The sequence below is a fragment of the Variovorax sp. IB41 genome, from assembly GCF_016405905.1.
Lineage (GTDB): Bacteria > Pseudomonadota > Gammaproteobacteria > Burkholderiales > Burkholderiaceae_C > Variovorax.
This window is the reverse complement of record NZ_JAEFCB010000002.1, coordinates 289,635-305,610: the sequence shown is the minus strand read 5'-3', so window position 1 is coordinate 305,610 and position 15,976 is coordinate 289,635. Positions and strand designations below refer to the sequence as shown.

The 15,976-nt window shown below is 70.8% G+C and carries 14 protein-coding genes and 1 tRNA gene; 7 read left to right on the top strand and 8 right to left on the bottom strand.

What is annotated here, in order from left to right:
- Nucleotide 1: 1 nt before the first annotated feature.
- Both selB and JC881_RS08175 read left to right on the top strand, forming a co-directional pair.
- The gene (gene selB, locus JC881_RS08180; RefSeq protein ID WP_198785217.1) at nucleotides 2–1,897 is read left to right on the top strand and encodes a selenocysteine-specific translation elongation factor; all 1,896 of its coding nucleotides are present in this window, start codon (nucleotides 2–4) and stop codon (nucleotides 1,895–1,897) included.
- 11 nt (nucleotides 1,898–1,908) lie between these two features.
- Nucleotides 1,909–2,001 (top strand) — tRNA-Sec (locus JC881_RS08175).
- Nucleotides 2,002–2,151: 150 nt separating this feature from the next.
- On the opposite strand, the gene selD is transcribed toward JC881_RS08175, so the two are convergent.
- Nucleotides 2,152–3,231 carry a selenide, water dikinase SelD gene (gene selD / locus JC881_RS08170; RefSeq protein ID WP_198785216.1) on the bottom strand — a complete coding sequence of 360 codons (1,080 nt, stop codon included), beginning with the start codon at nucleotides 3,229–3,231 and terminating at the stop codon, nucleotides 2,152–2,154.
- Nucleotides 3,232–3,341: 110 nt separating this feature from the next.
- Between selD and JC881_RS08165 the strand changes: the two genes are divergently transcribed.
- The 5 genes from JC881_RS08165 to mnmH all read left to right on the top strand — a co-directional run bounded on the left by JC881_RS08165 (nucleotide 3,342) and on the right by mnmH (nucleotide 7,923).
- Nucleotides 3,342–4,196, top strand: a complete 855-nt coding sequence (locus JC881_RS08165) for a putative selenate ABC transporter substrate-binding protein (protein ID WP_198785215.1) — start codon at nucleotides 3,342–3,344, stop codon at nucleotides 4,194–4,196.
- 14 nt (nucleotides 4,197–4,210) lie between these two features.
- A complete protein-coding gene (locus JC881_RS08160; RefSeq protein WP_198785214.1) occupies nucleotides 4,211–5,023 on the top strand; it encodes a phosphonate ABC transporter ATP-binding protein in 813 nt (270 codons plus the stop codon).
- 47 nt (nucleotides 5,024–5,070) lie between these two features.
- Nucleotides 5,071–5,862 carry a PhnE/PtxC family ABC transporter permease gene (locus JC881_RS08155; RefSeq protein WP_198785309.1) on the top strand — a complete coding sequence of 264 codons (792 nt, stop codon included), beginning with the start codon at nucleotides 5,071–5,073 and terminating at the stop codon, nucleotides 5,860–5,862.
- Complete coding sequence (gene phnE, locus JC881_RS08150) at nucleotides 5,859–6,653, top strand: phosphonate ABC transporter, permease protein PhnE (RefSeq protein WP_198785213.1); 795 nt, start codon at nucleotides 5,859–5,861, stop codon at nucleotides 6,651–6,653. Before JC881_RS08155 ends, phnE begins: the two co-directional genes overlap by 4 nt.
- Before the next feature lie 199 nt (nucleotides 6,654–6,852).
- Nucleotides 6,853–7,923 carry a tRNA 2-selenouridine(34) synthase MnmH gene (mnmH, locus tag JC881_RS08145; RefSeq protein ID WP_198785212.1) on the top strand — a complete coding sequence of 357 codons (1,071 nt, stop codon included), beginning with the start codon at nucleotides 6,853–6,855 and terminating at the stop codon, nucleotides 7,921–7,923.
- On the opposite strand, the gene fdhD is transcribed toward mnmH, so the two are convergent.
- Genes fdhD through JC881_RS08110 form a run of 7 tightly spaced genes read right to left on the bottom strand, consistent with a single transcriptional unit; the run spans nucleotide 7,857 to nucleotide 15,841 of the window.
- The gene (gene fdhD / locus JC881_RS08140; RefSeq protein ID WP_198785211.1) at nucleotides 7,857–8,774 is read right to left on the bottom strand and encodes a formate dehydrogenase accessory sulfurtransferase FdhD; all 918 of its coding nucleotides are present in this window, start codon (nucleotides 8,772–8,774) and stop codon (nucleotides 7,857–7,859) included. The two genes, mnmH and fdhD, sit on opposite strands and share 67 nt — an antisense overlap.
- Nucleotides 8,775–8,811: 37 nt before the next feature.
- Nucleotides 8,812–9,099, bottom strand: coding sequence for a hypothetical protein (locus tag JC881_RS08135; RefSeq protein WP_198785210.1), 288 nt, complete (start codon nucleotides 9,097–9,099; stop codon nucleotides 8,812–8,814).
- A gap of 55 nt (nucleotides 9,100–9,154) precedes the next feature.
- Entirely contained in the window at nucleotides 9,155–11,509 is a 2,355-nt protein-coding gene (locus JC881_RS08130; RefSeq protein ID WP_198785209.1) for an FdhF/YdeP family oxidoreductase, read from the bottom strand.
- 60 nt (nucleotides 11,510–11,569) lie between these two features.
- Entirely contained in the window at nucleotides 11,570–13,801 is a 2,232-nt protein-coding gene (locus JC881_RS08125; protein ID WP_198785208.1) for a xanthine dehydrogenase family protein molybdopterin-binding subunit, read from the bottom strand.
- A gap of 18 nt (nucleotides 13,802–13,819) precedes the next feature.
- Nucleotides 13,820–14,806: an FAD binding domain-containing protein gene (locus JC881_RS08120; protein WP_198785207.1), complete on the bottom strand. Its 987-nt coding sequence runs from the start codon at nucleotides 14,804–14,806 to the stop codon at nucleotides 13,820–13,822.
- Nucleotides 14,803–15,462: an aldehyde dehydrogenase iron-sulfur subunit PaoA gene (gene paoA / locus JC881_RS08115; RefSeq protein ID WP_233101641.1), complete on the bottom strand. Its 660-nt coding sequence runs from the start codon at nucleotides 15,460–15,462 to the stop codon at nucleotides 14,803–14,805. The genes JC881_RS08120 and paoA overlap by 4 nt, the downstream gene beginning before the upstream one ends.
- Nucleotides 15,463–15,475: 13 nt before the next feature.
- Nucleotides 15,476–15,841 (bottom strand): DUF4148 domain-containing protein, encoded by a 366-nt coding sequence (locus JC881_RS08110; RefSeq protein WP_198785206.1) that lies wholly within the window; start codon nucleotides 15,839–15,841, stop codon nucleotides 15,476–15,478.
- Nucleotides 15,842–15,976: the final 135 nt, after the last annotated feature.

Below are 15,976 nucleotides of genomic sequence, written 5' to 3'. Positions count from 1 at the left end.
GATGATCATCGGCACCGCAGGCCACATCGACCACGGCAAGACCACGCTGGTGCGCGCGCTCACTGGCGTGGACACCGACCGGCTGCCCGAGGAAAAGCGGCGCGGCATCTCCATCGAGCTGGGCTACGCGTACCTGCATGCGCCCGATGGCGTGTCGCTCGGCTTCGTCGACGTGCCGGGCCACGAGCGCCTGCTGCACACCATGCTGGCCGGCGCGACCGGCATCGACCATGCGCTGCTCGTGGTGGCCGCCGACGACGGCGTGATGCCGCAGACGCGCGAGCACCTCGCGGTGGTCGCGCTGCTCGGCGTGCGCGATGCCACGGTGGCGATCACCAAGGCCGACCGCGTGGACGCGGCGAGGATTGCGGAGGTGCGCGTGGAGGTCGCGGCACTGCTCGCGCCCACGCCGCTCGCGAACGCGCCGATGCTCGCAGTGTCGGCCACCACCGGCGAGGGCATCGAGACGCTGCGCGCGCGGCTGCTCGACGTCGCGCGCGAGGAGCGCACGCGCGAAGACGGCCTCGCCTTTCGCCTGGCCGTCGATCGCGCCTTCACGCTCGCGGGCGTCGGCACCGTCGTGACCGGCACGGTCTTCAGCGGCACGGTGCGCATCGGCGACGAACTGCGGCTCGGGCCCGGCGAGCGTTCGGTGCGGGTGCGCGGCATCCACGCACAGAACCAGCAGGCCGAATCGGCGCATGCCGGACAACGCTGCGCGCTCGCACTGGCGGGTGTGACGAAGGACGAAGCGCACCGCGGCGACTGGGTCTGCACGCCGGCCATCGCGCTCGCGACCGATCGCATCGACGTGCTGCTCACGCTGTGGCCCGACGAAGCCAAGGCGCTGCGCTCGGGCGCGACGGTGCATGCGCACCTCGGCGCGAGCGACGTGATGGCCTCGGTCGCGCTGCTCGACCGCGACGCGCTCACGCCCGGCGAAACGGCGCTCGCCCAACTGGTGCTGCGCGAGAAGGTCGGCGCATGGCACGGCGACCGCGGCGTGCTGCGCGATGCCTCGGCCACGCGCACCGTGGCCGGCGTGCGCGTGCTCGACCCCTTCGCGCCGGTGCGCTACCGGCGCACGCCCGAGCGGCTGCGCACGCTCGCGGCCTGGGCCATCGACGAGCGCGCGCCGCGCGTTGCAGCGCTGCTGCAGAACGCGCCGCTCGGTGTCGATGCCGCGCAGCTGGCGCGTGCGCTCTCGCTGGCCGACGAGGCCGCGCTGCCGCTCCCGGGCGATGCGGTGCGCATCGTGCACACGGCCATCGCGCAAGAACACCTGACCGCGCTTGAAGCGCAGATCACCGGGCGCCTCGCGGAATTCCATCGCACGGCGCCCGACGAGGTCGGCCCCGACGCGCGCCGCCTCAAGCGCCTGGCCGGCCCGCGCACCGACGATGCGCTGTGGCGCCACGCGCTCGATGCGCTGGTCGCGCGCGGCGCGCTGGTGCGCAGCGGCACCTGGCTGCACCTGCCCGACCACGCGGCGCGGCTCAACGAGGTGGAGCAAAAGCTCGCGCAGAAGCTGCTGCCGAAACTCGCCGACGGCGGCTTCGATCCGCCCTGGGTGCGCGACCTCGCCAAGGACAGCGGCGCGAGCGAGGCGATGGTGCGCCAGACCCTTGCGAGCCTCGCGCGGCGCGGCGAGACCTTCCAGGTGGTGAAGGACTTGTACTATCCGCTGGCGACCGTCGAGCGGCTGGCCGTGCTGGCGCGCGATTGCCTCGCGCAGCCCGAGGGCCTGCAGGCCGCGAGTTTTCGCGACGCGACGGGGCTGGGGCGCAAGCGCGCGATCCAGCTGCTGGAATTTTTCGATCGTGTGGGCTATACGCGGCGCGTGAAAGACACGCACCTGCTGCGGCCCGATACGTCGCTGTTCGGGGCGGGGCCGTGAACAGCGCTCATGGGAGGGGATCGTCCCTGGTGGGGCGGCTGGGCTTCAAACCCAGTGGGTGGCGCCATGCGTCGCCGGGAAGGTTCGACTCCTTCCCCCTTCCGCCGTCGAGCGGGCATTCGCCTGCTGCGCGGTCCGATCTTGCACCTGCGATGCTCGACGTACTTATGTACGTCTGCGCTTCTCGGCACAAGCTCGAACCGCTCGCGACGGCGACTGCCCACTCGACGCGCCGGCGTGGGAACGCCCTCGATTCAGGACACGACGCGCAGCGCGGGCCTTCCGGCTTCGACACGGCCGATCACAGCCGCTTGCGCAAACCCTTCCTTGCGGAAGATCTCCAGCACCGCATCGACCGCCTCGGGCGCGCAGCTCACGAGCAGGCCGCCCGATGTCTGCGGATCGCTCAGCAGGTTCTGCGTGGTGGGCGGCAGGCCCGCGGCCAGTTCCACGTCGGCGCCGTAGCCCGCCCAGTTGCGGCCCGACGCGCCGGTGACGAAGCCCTCCGCGGCCATTGCGGCCACGTTGTCGAGCAGCGGCACCTTCGACCATTCGACGACGGCGGTGAGCTTCGCGCCGCGCGCCAGTTCGAGCGTGTGGCCGGCGAGGCCGAAGCCGGTCACGTCGGTCAGCGCATGCACGCCGTCGAGCGCCGCGAGCGCGATGCCGGGCGTGTTGAGCTTGGTGGTGTTCTCGATCAGCTGGCGGTAGCCGGCCTCCGACAACTGCTCCTTCTTGAGCGCCGCCGACAGCACGCCCACGCCGAGCGGCTTGCCCAGCACCAGCACGTCGCCCGCCTTCGCATCGGCGTTGCGGCGCACACGGTCCGGATGCACCAGGCCCATCGCGACGAGGCCGTAGATGGGTTCGACCGAATCGATGGTGTGGCCGCCCGCGATCGGAATGCCTGCCGCGCGGCACACGTCCTGCCCGCCGCGCACGATCTCGGCGATCACCTCCACCGGCAGCTGGTTGATCGGCATGGCCACGAGCGCCAGCGCCATGATCGGGCGGCCGCCCATCGCGTACACGTCGCTGATGGCATTGGTGGCCGCGATGCGCCCGAACTCGTAGGGGTCGTCCACGATGGGCATGAAGAAGTCGGTGGTGGCGATCAGCGCCTGCTGGTCGTTGAGCCTGTAGACTGCCGCGTCGTCGGCGGTCTCGATGCCCACCATGAGCTCGGGCGGGATCATTCCCCCCGCGTGGTTCTTCAGGATCTGCGACAGCACGCCGGGCGCGATCTTGCAGCCGCAGCCGCCGCCGTGCGAGAAGCTGGTGAGCCGCAGCGGCGCGAGCGGGTTCAGGAGCCTGGAGGATGCGGCATCGGTCATGGCAACGCTTCGTTCGAATGAGACAAGCCGCGATTATCGAAGCCCTGCCCGCGCTGCGCCCATCACTGCCGATACACCCCTTTTTTTCCGTTTTCACCACAGGTCATTCCATGAAAAAGCTCTCCCGGATCGCGCTCGCGCTGACCGTCTCCCTCGCTGGCTTCAGCGCCCTCGCCCAGGGCGTGCTGCGCGTCTCGGCCATCCCCGACGAGGCGCCCACCGAACTGCAGCGCAAGTTCACGCCGCTGGGCGACTACCTCAAGAAGGAAACCGGCATGGACGTGCAGTTCACGCCCGTGACCGACTACGCCGCCGTGGTCGAGGGCCTGGCCACCAACAAGATCGACATGGCGTGGCTCGGCGGCTTCACCTTCGTGCAGGCGCGCATCCGCACCAACGGCGGCGCGGTGCCGATCGTGCAGCGCGCCGAAGACGAGGTGTTCACCAGCAAGTTCATCGTGCCCATCGACAGCACCGCGAAAACGCTGGCCGACCTGAAGGGCAAGACCTTCGCGTTCGGCGCGCCCTCCTCCACCTCGGGCAGCCTGATGCCGCGCTACTTCCTGCTGCAGGCGGGCATCAACCCCGAGAAGGACTTCAAGACGGTCGCGTTCTCCGGCGCGCACGACGCCACCGTGGCCTTCGTGGCCGCCTCGCGCGCCGAAGCGGGCGTGCTCAACGCCTCGGTGTGGGACAAGCTCATCGAATCGAAGAACCCGAACGCCGCCAAGGTGCGCGTGCTCGCGACCACGCCGACCTACTACGACTACAACTGGACGGTGCGCCCGGGCATGGACCCCGCGCTGCAGAAGAAGCTGACGGATGCGTTCCTGAAGCTCGACCCGGCGAACCCCGCGCACAAGGACATCATGGCGTTGCAGCGCGCGAGCAAGTTCATTCCCACGAAGTCGTCGAACTACGACGGCATCGAGACGGCGGGCAAGTCGGCCGGCCTCATCAAGTAAGCGGGAACGCGCGGATGGGTTTTTCGCTCGACGGCGTGGGCGTGGTGCATCCCAACGGCCAGCGCGCGCTGGCCGGGGTGACGCTGGCCGCGCGCGATGGCGAGCGCATCGCCGTCATCGGCCCTTCGGGCGCGGGCAAGACGACGCTCTTGCGCGTGCTCGGCGCTGCGCTTCGGCCCGGCGAGGGCGAGGTGCAGGCGCTCGGTGCGCGGCCCTGGCAGCTGCCGGCCGGCGCACTGAAAAAGCTGCGCGCGCGCATCGGCACCGTGCACCAGGCGCCGCCGATCGCGCCTCGGCTGCGCGTGGTCACCGCGGTGCTCGCGGGGCGGCTGGGCGAATGGTCGGTGCTGCGCGCTCTGGGCTCGCTCTTCCACCCCTCAGACATCGCGGGCGCACACGAGGTGCTCTCGCGCCTCGCGCTCGAAGACCGCCTCTTCGACCGCTGCGACCGCCTCTCGGGCGGGCAGTTGCAGCGCGTGGGCATCGCGCGCGTGCTGTACCAGCGCCCGGGTCTGCTGCTGGCCGACGAGCCCGTCTCCGCGCTCGACCCGACGCTGGCCGACGCCGCCATCGGGCAGCTCGTCGCGCAGAGCGAAGCCACGGGCGCGACGCTGGTCGCTTCGCTGCATGCGGTGGATCTCGCGCTGCGCTGGTTTCCGCGCGTGGTCGGCATGCGCAACGGGCAGGTGCTGTTCGATTTGCCGACCGCCGAGGTCACGCCCGCGATGCTCGATGCGCTCTATTCAAGCGAAGGCGGCGTGGCGGTGCAGCGGGCACCGCAGCCTGTCGCTGCCGAAGCCGCTTTCCAGCGCCCGGACTGTCCGTGAGCACGACCACCACCGCCGCCCCTGTTGTCCACCGCGATCCGCAGGCGATGCGGCGGCTCGCCGGCTGGCTCGCCGCGCTCGTCATCGCCTGGCCGATGCTCGCGCTCTCGGAGTTCAAGCCGTGGGCGCTGTTCGGCAGCGGCAACCTCGCGGTGATCGGCGGCTTTCTCGCGGGCTTCTTTCCGCCCGCGGGCTCGCCCGATTTCCTCGCCTTGCTCGCCAAGGCCACCCTGGAGACGCTGGCCATGGCCACGGCCGGCACCGCGCTCGCGCTCCTGATCGGCGCGCCGCTCGCGTTCCTCACGACGCGCGCGCTCTCCATCTCGCGCATCGGCCCGGGGCCGGGCCGCGTGCAGGCCGGCATCGTGCGGCAGGCGGCGCGCTGGCTGCTGATGGTGCTGCGCGCCATTCCCGAAATCGTCTGGGCGCTGCTCTTCGTGCGCGCGCTGGGCCTCGGCCCCGCGGCCGGCGTGCTGGCGCTGGCCATCACCTACGGCGGCATGCTCGGCAAGGTCTACGCGGAGATCCTAGAATCGACCGACACGCGCCCGGCGCGCGCGTTGCTCGAAGGCGGCAGCGGCCGGCTCGCGGCGCTGTGCTACGGCCTCTTGCCGCACACCGCGCAGGAGCTGGCCTCGTACACGGTGTACCGCTGGGAATGCGCGGTGCGCGCCTCGGTGGTGATGGGCTTCGTCGGCGCGGGCGGCCTCGGCCAGTTGATGGACCAGTCGATGAAGATGCTCAACGGCGGCGAGGCGAGCAGCATCCTGCTGGTGTTTCTCGCGCTCGTGCTGCTGGCCGATGCGATGAGCAATGCGCTCCGGAGGCTGCTCGCATGAACCTCCCGCCGCGTCCGCCTGCGTGCCTGCGCTGCTGGTTCGCCGTGGGGCTGATCGCGGTGGCGGTCGTCGCGAGCTTCGTCTATCTCGGCATCGACTACCGCGCGCTGGGCTCGGCCGAATCGCTGCGGCTCATGGGCAAGTTCATCGCCGAATTCTTCCCGCCCGATGTGTCGCCGGACTTTCTCGCGAAGGCCGGCAACGGCGCGCTGCAGACGCTGGCGGTGTCGGCGTTGGGCACCGTGCTCGCGGCCATCGCGGGCGCGGTGCTCGCGCTGCCTGCGTCGGGCCGCGCGGGATGGGTGCCGCGGCATGTCGCGCGCTTCATCCTCAACTTCCTGCGCAGCGTGCCCGAGCTGGTCTGGGCCGCGCTGATGGTGCTGGCCGCCGGGATCGGCCCGTTCGCAGGTGCATTGGCCCTCTCACTGCACACGACCGGCGTGCTGGGCCGCCTCTTCGCCGAGGCGCTGGAAAACGCGCCGCGCGAGCCCGAGCACGCGCTCACGCTCTCGGGCGCCGGCCCGGTCGCCGCATTCAGCTACGCGAGCCTGCCGATCGTGCTGCCGCAGTGGGTGGCCTACACGCTCTACCGCTGGGAGATGAACATCCGCATGGCCGCGGTGCTCGGCTTCGTGGGCGGCGGCGGACTGGGGCAGCTGCTGTACTTTCACCTGTCGATCTTCCAGCAGCAGCAGGCGATGACGGTGCTGATCGCGATGTTCGTGCTGGTGGCGCTGGTGGACTTTGCGAGCGCTCGCTTGCGCCGGGGATTGGGCCCGGCCTACGCCTGAAGCCTCAGAAGGTGTGAATGAATTCGGCGTGGCCGAGCAGCCCGCCCAGGCGCGCCCAATCAAGGCGCAAAGCGCAGCCATAGCTCGGGCTATGGCGAGCATTTGCAACGCCGAGTGGGTGCGCCTGGGTGGGATGAGCGGGCATGGCGGATTCGTTCACACCTTCACAGGGCGACAATCGGGGCATGAGGTTCCTGCCATGAGTCATCGCCAGCCCGTGCGGGTCGGCGACCGCCACGCCTTCGACACGATCATCGACGCCCGCTCGCCGGCCGAGTTCGCGCTCGACCGCATTCCCGGCGCCATCAATTGCCCGGTGCTCGACGACGAGGAGCGCCGCATCGTGGGCACCGTCTACGTGCAGACCGGCGCCTTCGAGGCCCGGCGCATCGGCGGCGCGATGGTCGCGGCCAACATCGCGAAGCACCTGCGCGACACGCTGGCCGACCGGCCCGAGAAATGGAAGCCGCTGGTCTACTGCTGGCGCGGCGGCATGCGCAGCGGCTCGATGGTGACGTGGCTCAGGCTCGTCGGCTGGGACGCGCAGCAGCTCGCCGGCGGCTACAAGAGCTTTCGCCGGCACGTGATTTCGCAGATCGATTCGCTGACGCCGCAGCTCGACCTGCGCGTGATCTGCGGCGCCACGGGCAGCGCCAAGACGCGCGTGCTGCACGCGCTGGCCGAGCGCGGCGAGCAGACCCTCGACCTGGAGGACTTCGCGAGCCACAAAGGCTCGCTGCTCGGTTCGCTGCCGGGCGTGCCGCAGCCTTCGCAAAAGCATTTCGAGACACGCATCGCGACCGTGCTCGAAACCATCGACCTGAAGCGCCCGCTGTACGTGGAGGGCGAGAGCATCCGCATCGGCCGGCTCTCGCTGCCGCTGTCGCTGGTGGCGCAAATGCGCGCGGCGCCCTGCATCGAAGTGGCGGCCACGCCAGAGGCGCGGCTCGACTACCTGCTGCGCGACTACGCCTACCTCGGCGACGACCGCGATGCGCTGGCCGACAAGCTCGGCGTGCTCAAGGAAATGCAGGGCAAGGAGACGGTGGCGCGCTGGCAGCAGTGGGCGCACGAGGCGAACCTGCCGAAGCTCTTCGCCGAGCTGATGGCGCTGCACTACGACCCGCATTACCAGAAGTCGCAGGAGCTGCACTTCAAGGCCTGGGAGCGCCGCCGCAGCGTGGCGGCGGCTGATCTCAGCGATCAGGGCATCGAGGCCGTTGCAGACGCGGTGCGCGCGACGGAGGCAGGCGCCAGTCCGTCCGCATAGAGCACGCCGCGCGGCGCGCGGCACAGCCCCCAGAAACGCAGGCCGCTGAGCTCGGCCATGCGCACGCCCATCGCGGTGGGCGCCGAGATCGTCGCCATCGCCGCGATGCCCAACCGCCCGCACTTGCGCACGAGCTCGTGGCTGCCGCGGCTGGACATCAGCACGAAGCCCGGCTCCTCGAGCCGCCCCGCACGCGCGAGCCGGCCCAAGAGCTTGTCGAGCGCGTTGTGGCGGCCCACGTCTTCCATCACGTCGGTGAGTTCGCCCTCCACCGTGGCCCAGCCCGCGGCGTGGATGGCGCCGGCTTCGGCATTCAGCACCTGGCGCGCGGGCAGTGCGGCGAAGGCGCGCAGCACGGTTTCGAGGTCGATGCGTTCGATCCACTCGCGCGGCGGCACCGGCTGCGGCGTGATGTCGAGCCCCGCGAAGCTTTCGACGCCGCACACGCCGCAGCCCGTGCGGCCCGCCAGGCTGCGGCGGCGGCCCTTCAGGCGCTCGAAGCTGCGGGTGGAAATGTCGAGCCGCACCTCGATGCCGGGCATGCCTTCGGGAAGGCCCGCCGAAACGGCGTCGATGGTCTGCACCTCGATACCGCGGCAGTCGGCGGCGCTGTCCAGGATGCCTTCGCTCAGCGCGAAGCCGAGCGCAAAGTCTTCCAGGTCGAGCGGCGTGGCCATCATCACCGCGTGCGAGACGCCGTTGAAGACCAGCGCGACCGGCACTTCGGCCGCCAGCGTGTCATCGCGCACGGCGCCTTCGGGGGGCACGCCACGTTCGCCGAACACGCGCACGGCATGGCGGGAAAGCGATGGCAGGGTGTCTTCGGAATCGGCGAGGTCTGGCTGTGGCATGGACAGGGTGGCTCCGGGTCGGCCGGCCATTGTCCGCTCAGCCGACGGTTTCGTCAGCCGGGGGCAGCGTTTGAACCTGCGCGCGGCCGGGGGCTTCCAGGTGCGCGACCCAGCGGTCGTCCTGCTGCTCCACGCGCACCCAGCCCGGGCCGCGCACGCCGCCGATGGCCGCATCGCCCATCAGCGTGAGCCGGCGCATCAGCACGCTCGCGCCCTGCCCGAGCCGCTTGCCCAGGCGCGGCAGCGAGACGCCGCTGCCCGCCGGCTCCTGCGCGAGCATGCGCAGGATGGCGACCGAGAGGCTGTCTTCGAGCAATGCGCTCATTCGACAACCTCCGCGCTCCGCGCTGCGGTATTCGCCTTGGGAGCGGCCCGGCGGCTCATGCCGCTGCAACCATCCCGTCCGCCGCATCCTCCGACAGCTTCTGGATCGGCAGCTCGTGCGGCACCAGCACCACGGGAATGGACTTGGACGTCGGCGTGCCCGCGTTCTCGGCCACGGCCGACAGCGGCACCAGCGGATTGGTCTCGGGGTAGTAGGCGGCGATGTTGCCGCGCGGGATGTCGTAGGCCACCAGCTTGAAGCGGTCGGCACGGCGTTCCTGGCCGTCGTTCCACACCGTCTGCAGGTCGACCCAGTCGCCGTCCTTCATGCCGAGCGCGCGGATGTCCTCGGCGTGGATGAAGACCACGCGGCGCTGGCCGAAGACGCCGCGGTAGCGGTCGTCCATGCCGTAGATGGTGGTGTTGTACTGGTCGTGCGAGCGCGTGGTGAAGAGCGTGAAGACCTGCGTGTCGCGGATGCGCGCGCGCGCGCGGTGCGAGGGCGTGTCGCGCGGCACGGCGTGCGTGAAGAACACGGCCTTCTTCGAGGCGGTGGCCCACACGCGCTCGCTCGCGGTGTTGCGAAGGCGAAAGCCCCCGGGCACGGCGACGCGGGCGTTGAAGTCCTTGAAGTCGTCGAACACGGCTTCGATCTTGTCGCGAATGCGCGCGTAGTCCTCGATGAGCCAGAGCCACGGCGTCTTGCTGCGCGCGCCGATGGTGGCGGCCGCCAGGCGCGCCACGATGGCGGGCTCCGACAGCAGGTGCTCGGACGCGGGCGGGTTGATGCCCATCGAGATGTGCACCATGCTCATCGAGTCTTCCACCGTCACGCCCTGCGGGCCGTTGGCCTGCATGTCGATCTCGGTGCGGCCCAGGCACGGCAGGATCAGCGCCTCGCGCCCGTGCACGATGTGGCTGCGGTTGAGCTTGGTGGTCACGTGCACCGTGAGGTCGCACTGCTGCAGGCCCTTCCAGGTCTGGTAGGTGTCGGGCGTGGCGGCCGCGAAGTTGCCGCCCAGCGCGAAGAACACGCGGCCCTTGCCGTCGAGCATCGCCTGGATCGCCTCGACCGTGTCCAGACCGTTCCGGCGCGGCGGCTCGAAGCCGAACACCTCTTGCAGCCGGTCGAGCAGCGCCACCGGCGGCTTTTCCCAGATGCCCATGGTGCGGTCGCCCTGCACGTTGCTGTGGCCGCGCACCGGGCAGGCGCCCGCGCCCTCGCGGCCCATGTGGCCGCACAGCATGAGCCAGTTGACGATCATCTGGATCGTCGCCACCGAGTGCTGGTGCTGCGTGATGCCCATGCCCCAGCAAGCGATGACCTTCTTGGCGCCCAGGTACACCTCGGCCGCGGCGCGCAGCTGCTCCTGCGTGAGGCCCGACTCCTGCACCAGCACGTCCCACGATTCGGCGCGCAGGTCATCGGCCAGCGATTCGAAGCCGGTGGTGTGCGTGGCGATGAAGGCGTGGTCGAGCACCGAGGCTTCGCCGCGCGCGACGAGCGCGTCTTCGCGCTCGATGACGTGCTTCATCATCCCCTTGACGGCCGCGAAGTCGCCGCCCACGCGCAGCTGGAAGTAGTGCGTGCTGATGGGCGTGGAGCCCAGCGTGGCCATCTCCAGCTTGTCCTGCGGATCGGCAAAGCGCTCCAGCCCGCGCTCGCGCAGCGGGTTGAAGCTCACGATGCGCGCGCCGCGCTTCGAAGCCGCGCGCAGCTCGCCGAGCATGCGCGGATGGTTGGTGCCGGGGTTCTGGCCGAAGATGAAGATGGCATCGGCCTTCTCGAAATCCTCCAGCGTGACCGTGCCCTTGCCCACGCCGATCTGCGGGCGCATGCCGCTGCCGCTGGGCTCGTGGCACATGTTCGAGCAGTCGGGGAAATTGTTGGTGCCGTACTCGCGCACGAAGAGCTGGTAGAGAAACGCGGCTTCGTTGCTCGCGCGGCCCGAGGTGTAGAAGATGGCCTGGTTCGGGTCGGGCAGCGCGTTCAGGTGGCGCGCGATCAACGCGAAGGCGTCGTCCCAGCCGATGGGCACGTACTTGTCGCTGGCCGCGTCGTAGGCCATCGGGTGCGTGAGGCGCCCTTGGTCTTCGAGCCAGAAGTCGCTCTGCTCGGCCAGTTGCGCCACGGTGTGCTTGGCGAACAGGTCGGGGCCGGCGCGCCGCGCGGTGGCCTCGGCGGCCACGGCCTTCACGCCGTTCTCGCAGAACTCGAAGGTCGAGGCATGGTTGCGGTCGGGCCAGGCGCAGCCGGGGCAGTCGAAGCCGTCGGGCTGGTTGGCCGAGAGCAGCGTCTTGGCGCCCTTGAGCGGAATGTCCTGCCGCAGCAGCGCGTTCGTCACGCTGCGAAGCGCGCCCCAGCCGCCCGCGGGGCCCTTGTAAAACTCGATCTTCTGCTCACTGCTCATGCTGGCGAGTGTTCGCCGCGGGCATGAGGAGCGTCAAATTGAATCGGGACATGCGCCGATTCAAAAAGGAAATGACGGCAGCCCCGGCAGCAGCTTGTCCAGGGTGATCGGGTAGCTGCGCACCCGCACCCCGGTCGCGTTGTAGATGGCGTTGGCCACCGCCGCGCCCGAGCCGCAGGTGCCCAGCTCGCCGATGCCCTTGGACTTGATCGGGCTCGCCAGGTCGTCCGCGTCCTGCAGGTAGACCGCGTCGATGGCCGGGATGTCGGCATGCACCGGCACCAGGTATTCGGCCATGTCGTGGTTCACGAAATACCCGTGGCGCACGTCGACCACGGCCTCCTCGGTCAGCGCCGCGCCCACGCCGAACACCATGCCGCCGATGGCCTGGCTGCGCGCCATCTTCATGTTGAGGATGCGCCCGGCCGCGAACACGCCCAGCATGCGGCGCACGCGCGTCTCGCCGGTGTCGATGTCCACGCCCACCTCGCAGAAGTGCGCGCCGAACGCGGCCTGTGCATAGCGGCGGTGCAAGTCGCCGGGCTCGACCGTGCCGAGCACCTCCAGGCCTTCGGCACCGGCCAGGTCGCCCAGCGCGCGCGACTGCCGGCCCGAGGCGAGGCGCCCCGCCTCGAAGCGTGCGGTCTTCGCGTCGAACCCCGCGCGCCGCACGAGCGTGGCGCACAGTTCCTCGCAGCCATGGAAGACCGAGGCGCCCGCGCTCGATGCGCCGATGGAGGCGATCGAGCCCGCGCCGGCCGGAAAGGCCGTGTCGCCCAGCCGCACGCCGATGCGGTCCATCGGGATGCCGGTCATTTCCGCGGCGATCTGCGCGAGCACGGTGTAGGTGCCGGTGCCGATGTCGGTCATCGAGGTCTCGATGGTCAGGCGCCCTTGCGCATCCAGCCGCAGGCGCGCGCTCGACGGGCGCACCGAGTGGTGGTGGATGGCGCTCGCCACGCCCATGCCGACCAGCCAGCGGCCGTCGCGCACCCGGGCCGGCGTGGCGCTGCGGCGCGCCCAGCCGAAGCGGCTCGCGCCTTCGCGCAGGCACTCGATGAGCTTGCGGCCAGAGTAAGGCCGCGAGGGCCCGCGCTCGGGGTCGCACGGGCTGTCGTTGAGGATGCGCAGTTGCACCGGGTCCATGCGCAGCTTCTCCGCGAGCTCGTCGAGCGCGACCTCGAAGGCCAGCTGGCCGCTGGCGGTGGCGGGCGCGCGCATCGCGGCGGCCTCGGGCAGGTCGAGCGGCGCGAGGCGGTGCGCGGTCATGCGGTTCGGCGCGGCATACAGGAGCCGCGTCTGGCGCGAGGCGCCCTCGTAGTAGCTGCGGCCGGGCAGGTTGCTGGTCCAGGTCTCGTGGCCGATGGCGATGAGGCGGCCGTCGGGCGTGGCACCCAGGCGCACGCGCTGCAGCGTCGCGGCGCGGCGCGTCGTGTGGTTGAGCAACTGCTCGCGGGCCAGCGCCGTCTTCACCGGCCGCTGCAGCGCGCGCGCGGCGAAGGCCGAGAGCACCGCATCCGCATGCGTGCGCAGCTTGGAGCCGAAGCCTCCGCCGACGAAGGCCGAGATCACGCGCACCTGCTCGGCCGGCACATCGACCATCGCGGCCACGTCGCTCGCGGCCCAGTTGGCCATCTGGTGCGAGGTGTAGAGCGTCAGCCGGTCGCCGTCCCAGCGGGCGATGGTGGCCTGCGGCTCCATCATCGCGGGGTGCTGGTCGGGCGTGGCGTAGTTCTGGTCCAGCTGCACGGGGGCCGCGTCGTAGGCGCCCTGGAAGTCGCCGACCGCCGTGTCGGCGGCGCTCTCGCTGCCGGCGCTCGGGTCGTCGCCGGGCTTCACCGCGGTGGCCTGCGCGGCCGCCAGGTCGAAGCGGCCCGGGGTGCTTTCGTAGTCGATGCGAATCTGGTGCGCGGCGGCGCGCGCCTGCTCCAGCGTCTCGGCGACGACGAAGGCCACCGCCTGCCCGTGGTGCTGCACCTCGGGCCCCGAGAGCTGCGACACCAGGTTCGCGCGCCCGCGCGGCACCATGCGCGGCACGTTGGCATGGGTGTAGACCAGCAGCACGCCCGGCGCGCGCCGCGCCTCGGCCGTGTCGATGCGGACGATGCGGCCCTTGGCGATGCCGGCCAGCACGATCCAGCCGTAGGCCGCGTTCGGCACTTCCTCGTGGTATTCGTAGCTGTAGCGGGCGCGCCCGCAGACCTTCAGCGGGCCGTCGATGCGGTCGACCGGCTTGCCCAGGATGCGCTCGCGGTCCAGCGGGCTGGGTCCGGCGGCTGTGGTGAATTGCATGGTGCTGCCTTCTTCCGCTCAGGCGGTTGCCATTGCCTGCGCCAGCGTCACGTCGAGCGTGCGGCGCAGCAGGGGAATCTTGAAATCGTTGTGGCCGTGGCCGCGCGCGTCGGCGAGCAAGACGTCGGCGACGGCACGGCGGGCGTTCGCGCCGCCATCGGTGCCCACGAGGCGCTGCTCCGCCTCTTCGTTGCGCCAGGGCCTCGCCGCAAGGCCGCCGAAGGCCAGGCGCGCCTCTCTGACGGTGCGGCCTTCGCGCACGACCACCGCCGCCACCGACACGAGCGCGAAGGCGTACGACGCCCGATCGCGCACCTTGCGATAGAGCTGCCGCCCGCCGAGCGGCGCGGGCAGCACCACGGCGGTGACGAGCTCGTCCGGCGCGAGCGCGGTCTCCACGTGCGGCGTCGCACCGGGCAGGCGATGGAAGTCGGCAATCGGAATCTGCCGCGCGCCGCCGCCGGCCGAGACGGTCTCCACGCGCGCATCGAAGGCGCGCATCGCCACTGCCATGTCGGACGAATGCACCGCGATGCACTGGTCGCTGGCGCCCAGGATCGCGTGGATGCGGTTGAAGCCCTCCATCGCCGCGCAGCCGCTGCCGGGCGTGCGCTTGTTGCAGGGCTTGGTGGTGTCGTAGAAGTAGAAGCAGCGCGTGCGCTGCAGCAGGTTGCCCGCGGTGGTCGCCTTGTTGCGCAGCTGGGCGCTGGCGCCCGAGAGCAAGGCGCGCGCGAGCAGCGGATAGCCCTGCCGCACGCGCAGGTCGGCCGCCAGGTCGCTGTTGCGCACCAGCGCGCCGATCTTCAGGCCCCCCTCGGGCGTGGCCTCGATGCGGTCGAGCGCGAGGCGGTTGACGTCGACCAGATGCGGCGGATGCTCGATGTCCAGCTTCATCAGGTCGAGCAGGTTGGTGCCGCCCGCGATGAACTTCGCGCCGGGCTGGCGCTGCACGGCCGCGGCGGCTTCGGCTGGGCTCTGCGCGCGTTCGTAGGTGAAGGCTCTCATGCTGTTTTTCCTGCTACCTCGCGGATGGCCGCGATGATGTTCGGATACCCCGCGCACCGGCAGATGTTGCCGCTCATGCGCTCGCGCAGCTCCTCGTCGCTCAAGAGCGGGCGCACCGCGATGTCGCGCGTCACGTGGCTGGGCATGCCCCGGCGCATTTCGTCGAGCATGCCGACCGCCGAGCAGATCTGGCCCGGCGTGCAGTAGCCGCACTGGTAGCCGTCGTGCTTGACGAAGGCGGCCTGCATCGGGTGCAGCGCCTTCGGATCGCCCAGGCCTTCGATGGTCGTCACCGCGTCGCCGTCGTGCATCACGGCCAGCGTGAGGCAGCTGTTGATGCGGCGGCCGTTCACCATCACCGTGCAGGCGCCGCACTGGCCGTGGTCGCAGCCCTTCTTGGCGCCGGTGAGGCGCAGGTGCTCGCGCAGCAGGTCGAGCAGCGTGACGCGCGGATCGGTGGCCAGCGCACGCGGCTGGCCGTTGATGCGCAGCGTGAGCTGCGCGAGCGGCGCGCCGTCGTCGACCGGCGCGGCGCCGCCGGCGAGCGGCAGCGTCGCCGCCACCACGCCGGCCGCGCTGGTGAGGAGGACGGTGCGGCGCGTGCAGCCGTCCTGGATCGCCGGGTCCGTCGCGTCCATCGCGTCCGTCGCATCCATCACGTGCTTTCGCTCAGAAGCGCGTGGCCGGCGCGATGGACGCCTGCGCCTTCGCTGGCGGCATCGTGGAGACCACGACGCTGTTCACGCGCGAGCCGCCGGTCACGTTCTGGTCGGGCGCATGGGCGGTGAGCACCGCGTCTTCGTAGACCGCCTCGCGCGACGCGGTCGAGGTGAACGGGTCGGCGCCGCGCGAGCCGCGCGTCACGTTCTGGTTGGGGGCGTGGGCCGTGGCGACGGCCTCGGCCGCCACCGCGTCGCGCTCGCGCAGGTTCGCGCCCTGGTGCACGCCGTCGTAGGTTTCGGCATGGGCCGAGGCGGCGAGGCTGGCTGCAAGGCTGGTGGCGAAGACGGCCAGCAGGTGAGTGATGTTTCGCATGTGAGCTCCTGTTGAGAACCGAGGAAGACCCTCGAGAGGCGGCCGCTGTGTCGGCCTGGGCTCACTGTAGAAACCGCGCTTTATGTGTCCTTTAAGCGAGAGTTAACTGGACGTTAAGCCGCGTGCCGCGGCGCA

What these genes read in the sequence shown, in the direction of transcription:
- selB (WP_198785217.1), top strand. Translation starts at nt 2, where the DNA reads ATGATCATCGGCACCGCAGGCCACATCGACCACGGCAAGACCACGCTG.
- selD (WP_198785216.1), bottom strand. Translation starts at nt 3,231, where the DNA reads ATGACCGATGCCGCATCCTCCAGGCTCCTGAACCCGCTCGCGCCGCTG.
- JC881_RS08165 (WP_198785215.1), top strand. Translation starts at nt 3,342, where the DNA reads ATGAAAAAGCTCTCCCGGATCGCGCTCGCGCTGACCGTCTCCCTCGCT.
- JC881_RS08160 (WP_198785214.1), top strand. Translation starts at nt 4,211, where the DNA reads ATGGGTTTTTCGCTCGACGGCGTGGGCGTGGTGCATCCCAACGGCCAG.
- JC881_RS08155 (WP_198785309.1), top strand. Translation starts at nt 5,071, where the DNA reads ATGCGGCGGCTCGCCGGCTGGCTCGCCGCGCTCGTCATCGCCTGGCCG.
- phnE (WP_198785213.1), top strand. Translation starts at nt 5,859, where the DNA reads ATGAACCTCCCGCCGCGTCCGCCTGCGTGCCTGCGCTGCTGGTTCGCC.
- mnmH (WP_198785212.1), top strand. Translation starts at nt 6,853, where the DNA reads ATGAGTCATCGCCAGCCCGTGCGGGTCGGCGACCGCCACGCCTTCGAC.
- fdhD (WP_198785211.1), bottom strand. Translation starts at nt 8,774, where the DNA reads ATGCCACAGCCAGACCTCGCCGATTCCGAAGACACCCTGCCATCGCTT.
- JC881_RS08135 (WP_198785210.1), bottom strand. Translation starts at nt 9,099, where the DNA reads ATGAGCGCATTGCTCGAAGACAGCCTCTCGGTCGCCATCCTGCGCATG.
- JC881_RS08130 (WP_198785209.1), bottom strand. Translation starts at nt 11,509, where the DNA reads ATGAGCAGTGAGCAGAAGATCGAGTTTTACAAGGGCCCCGCGGGCGGC.
- JC881_RS08125 (WP_198785208.1), bottom strand. Translation starts at nt 13,801, where the DNA reads ATGCAATTCACCACAGCCGCCGGACCCAGCCCGCTGGACCGCGAGCGC.
- JC881_RS08120 (WP_198785207.1), bottom strand. Translation starts at nt 14,806, where the DNA reads ATGAGAGCCTTCACCTACGAACGCGCGCAGAGCCCAGCCGAAGCCGCC.
- paoA (WP_233101641.1), bottom strand. Translation starts at nt 15,462, where the DNA reads ATGGATGCGACGGACGCGATGGACGCGACGGACCCGGCGATCCAGGAC.
- JC881_RS08110 (WP_198785206.1), bottom strand. Translation starts at nt 15,841, where the DNA reads ATGCGAAACATCACTCACCTGCTGGCCGTCTTCGCCACCAGCCTTGCA.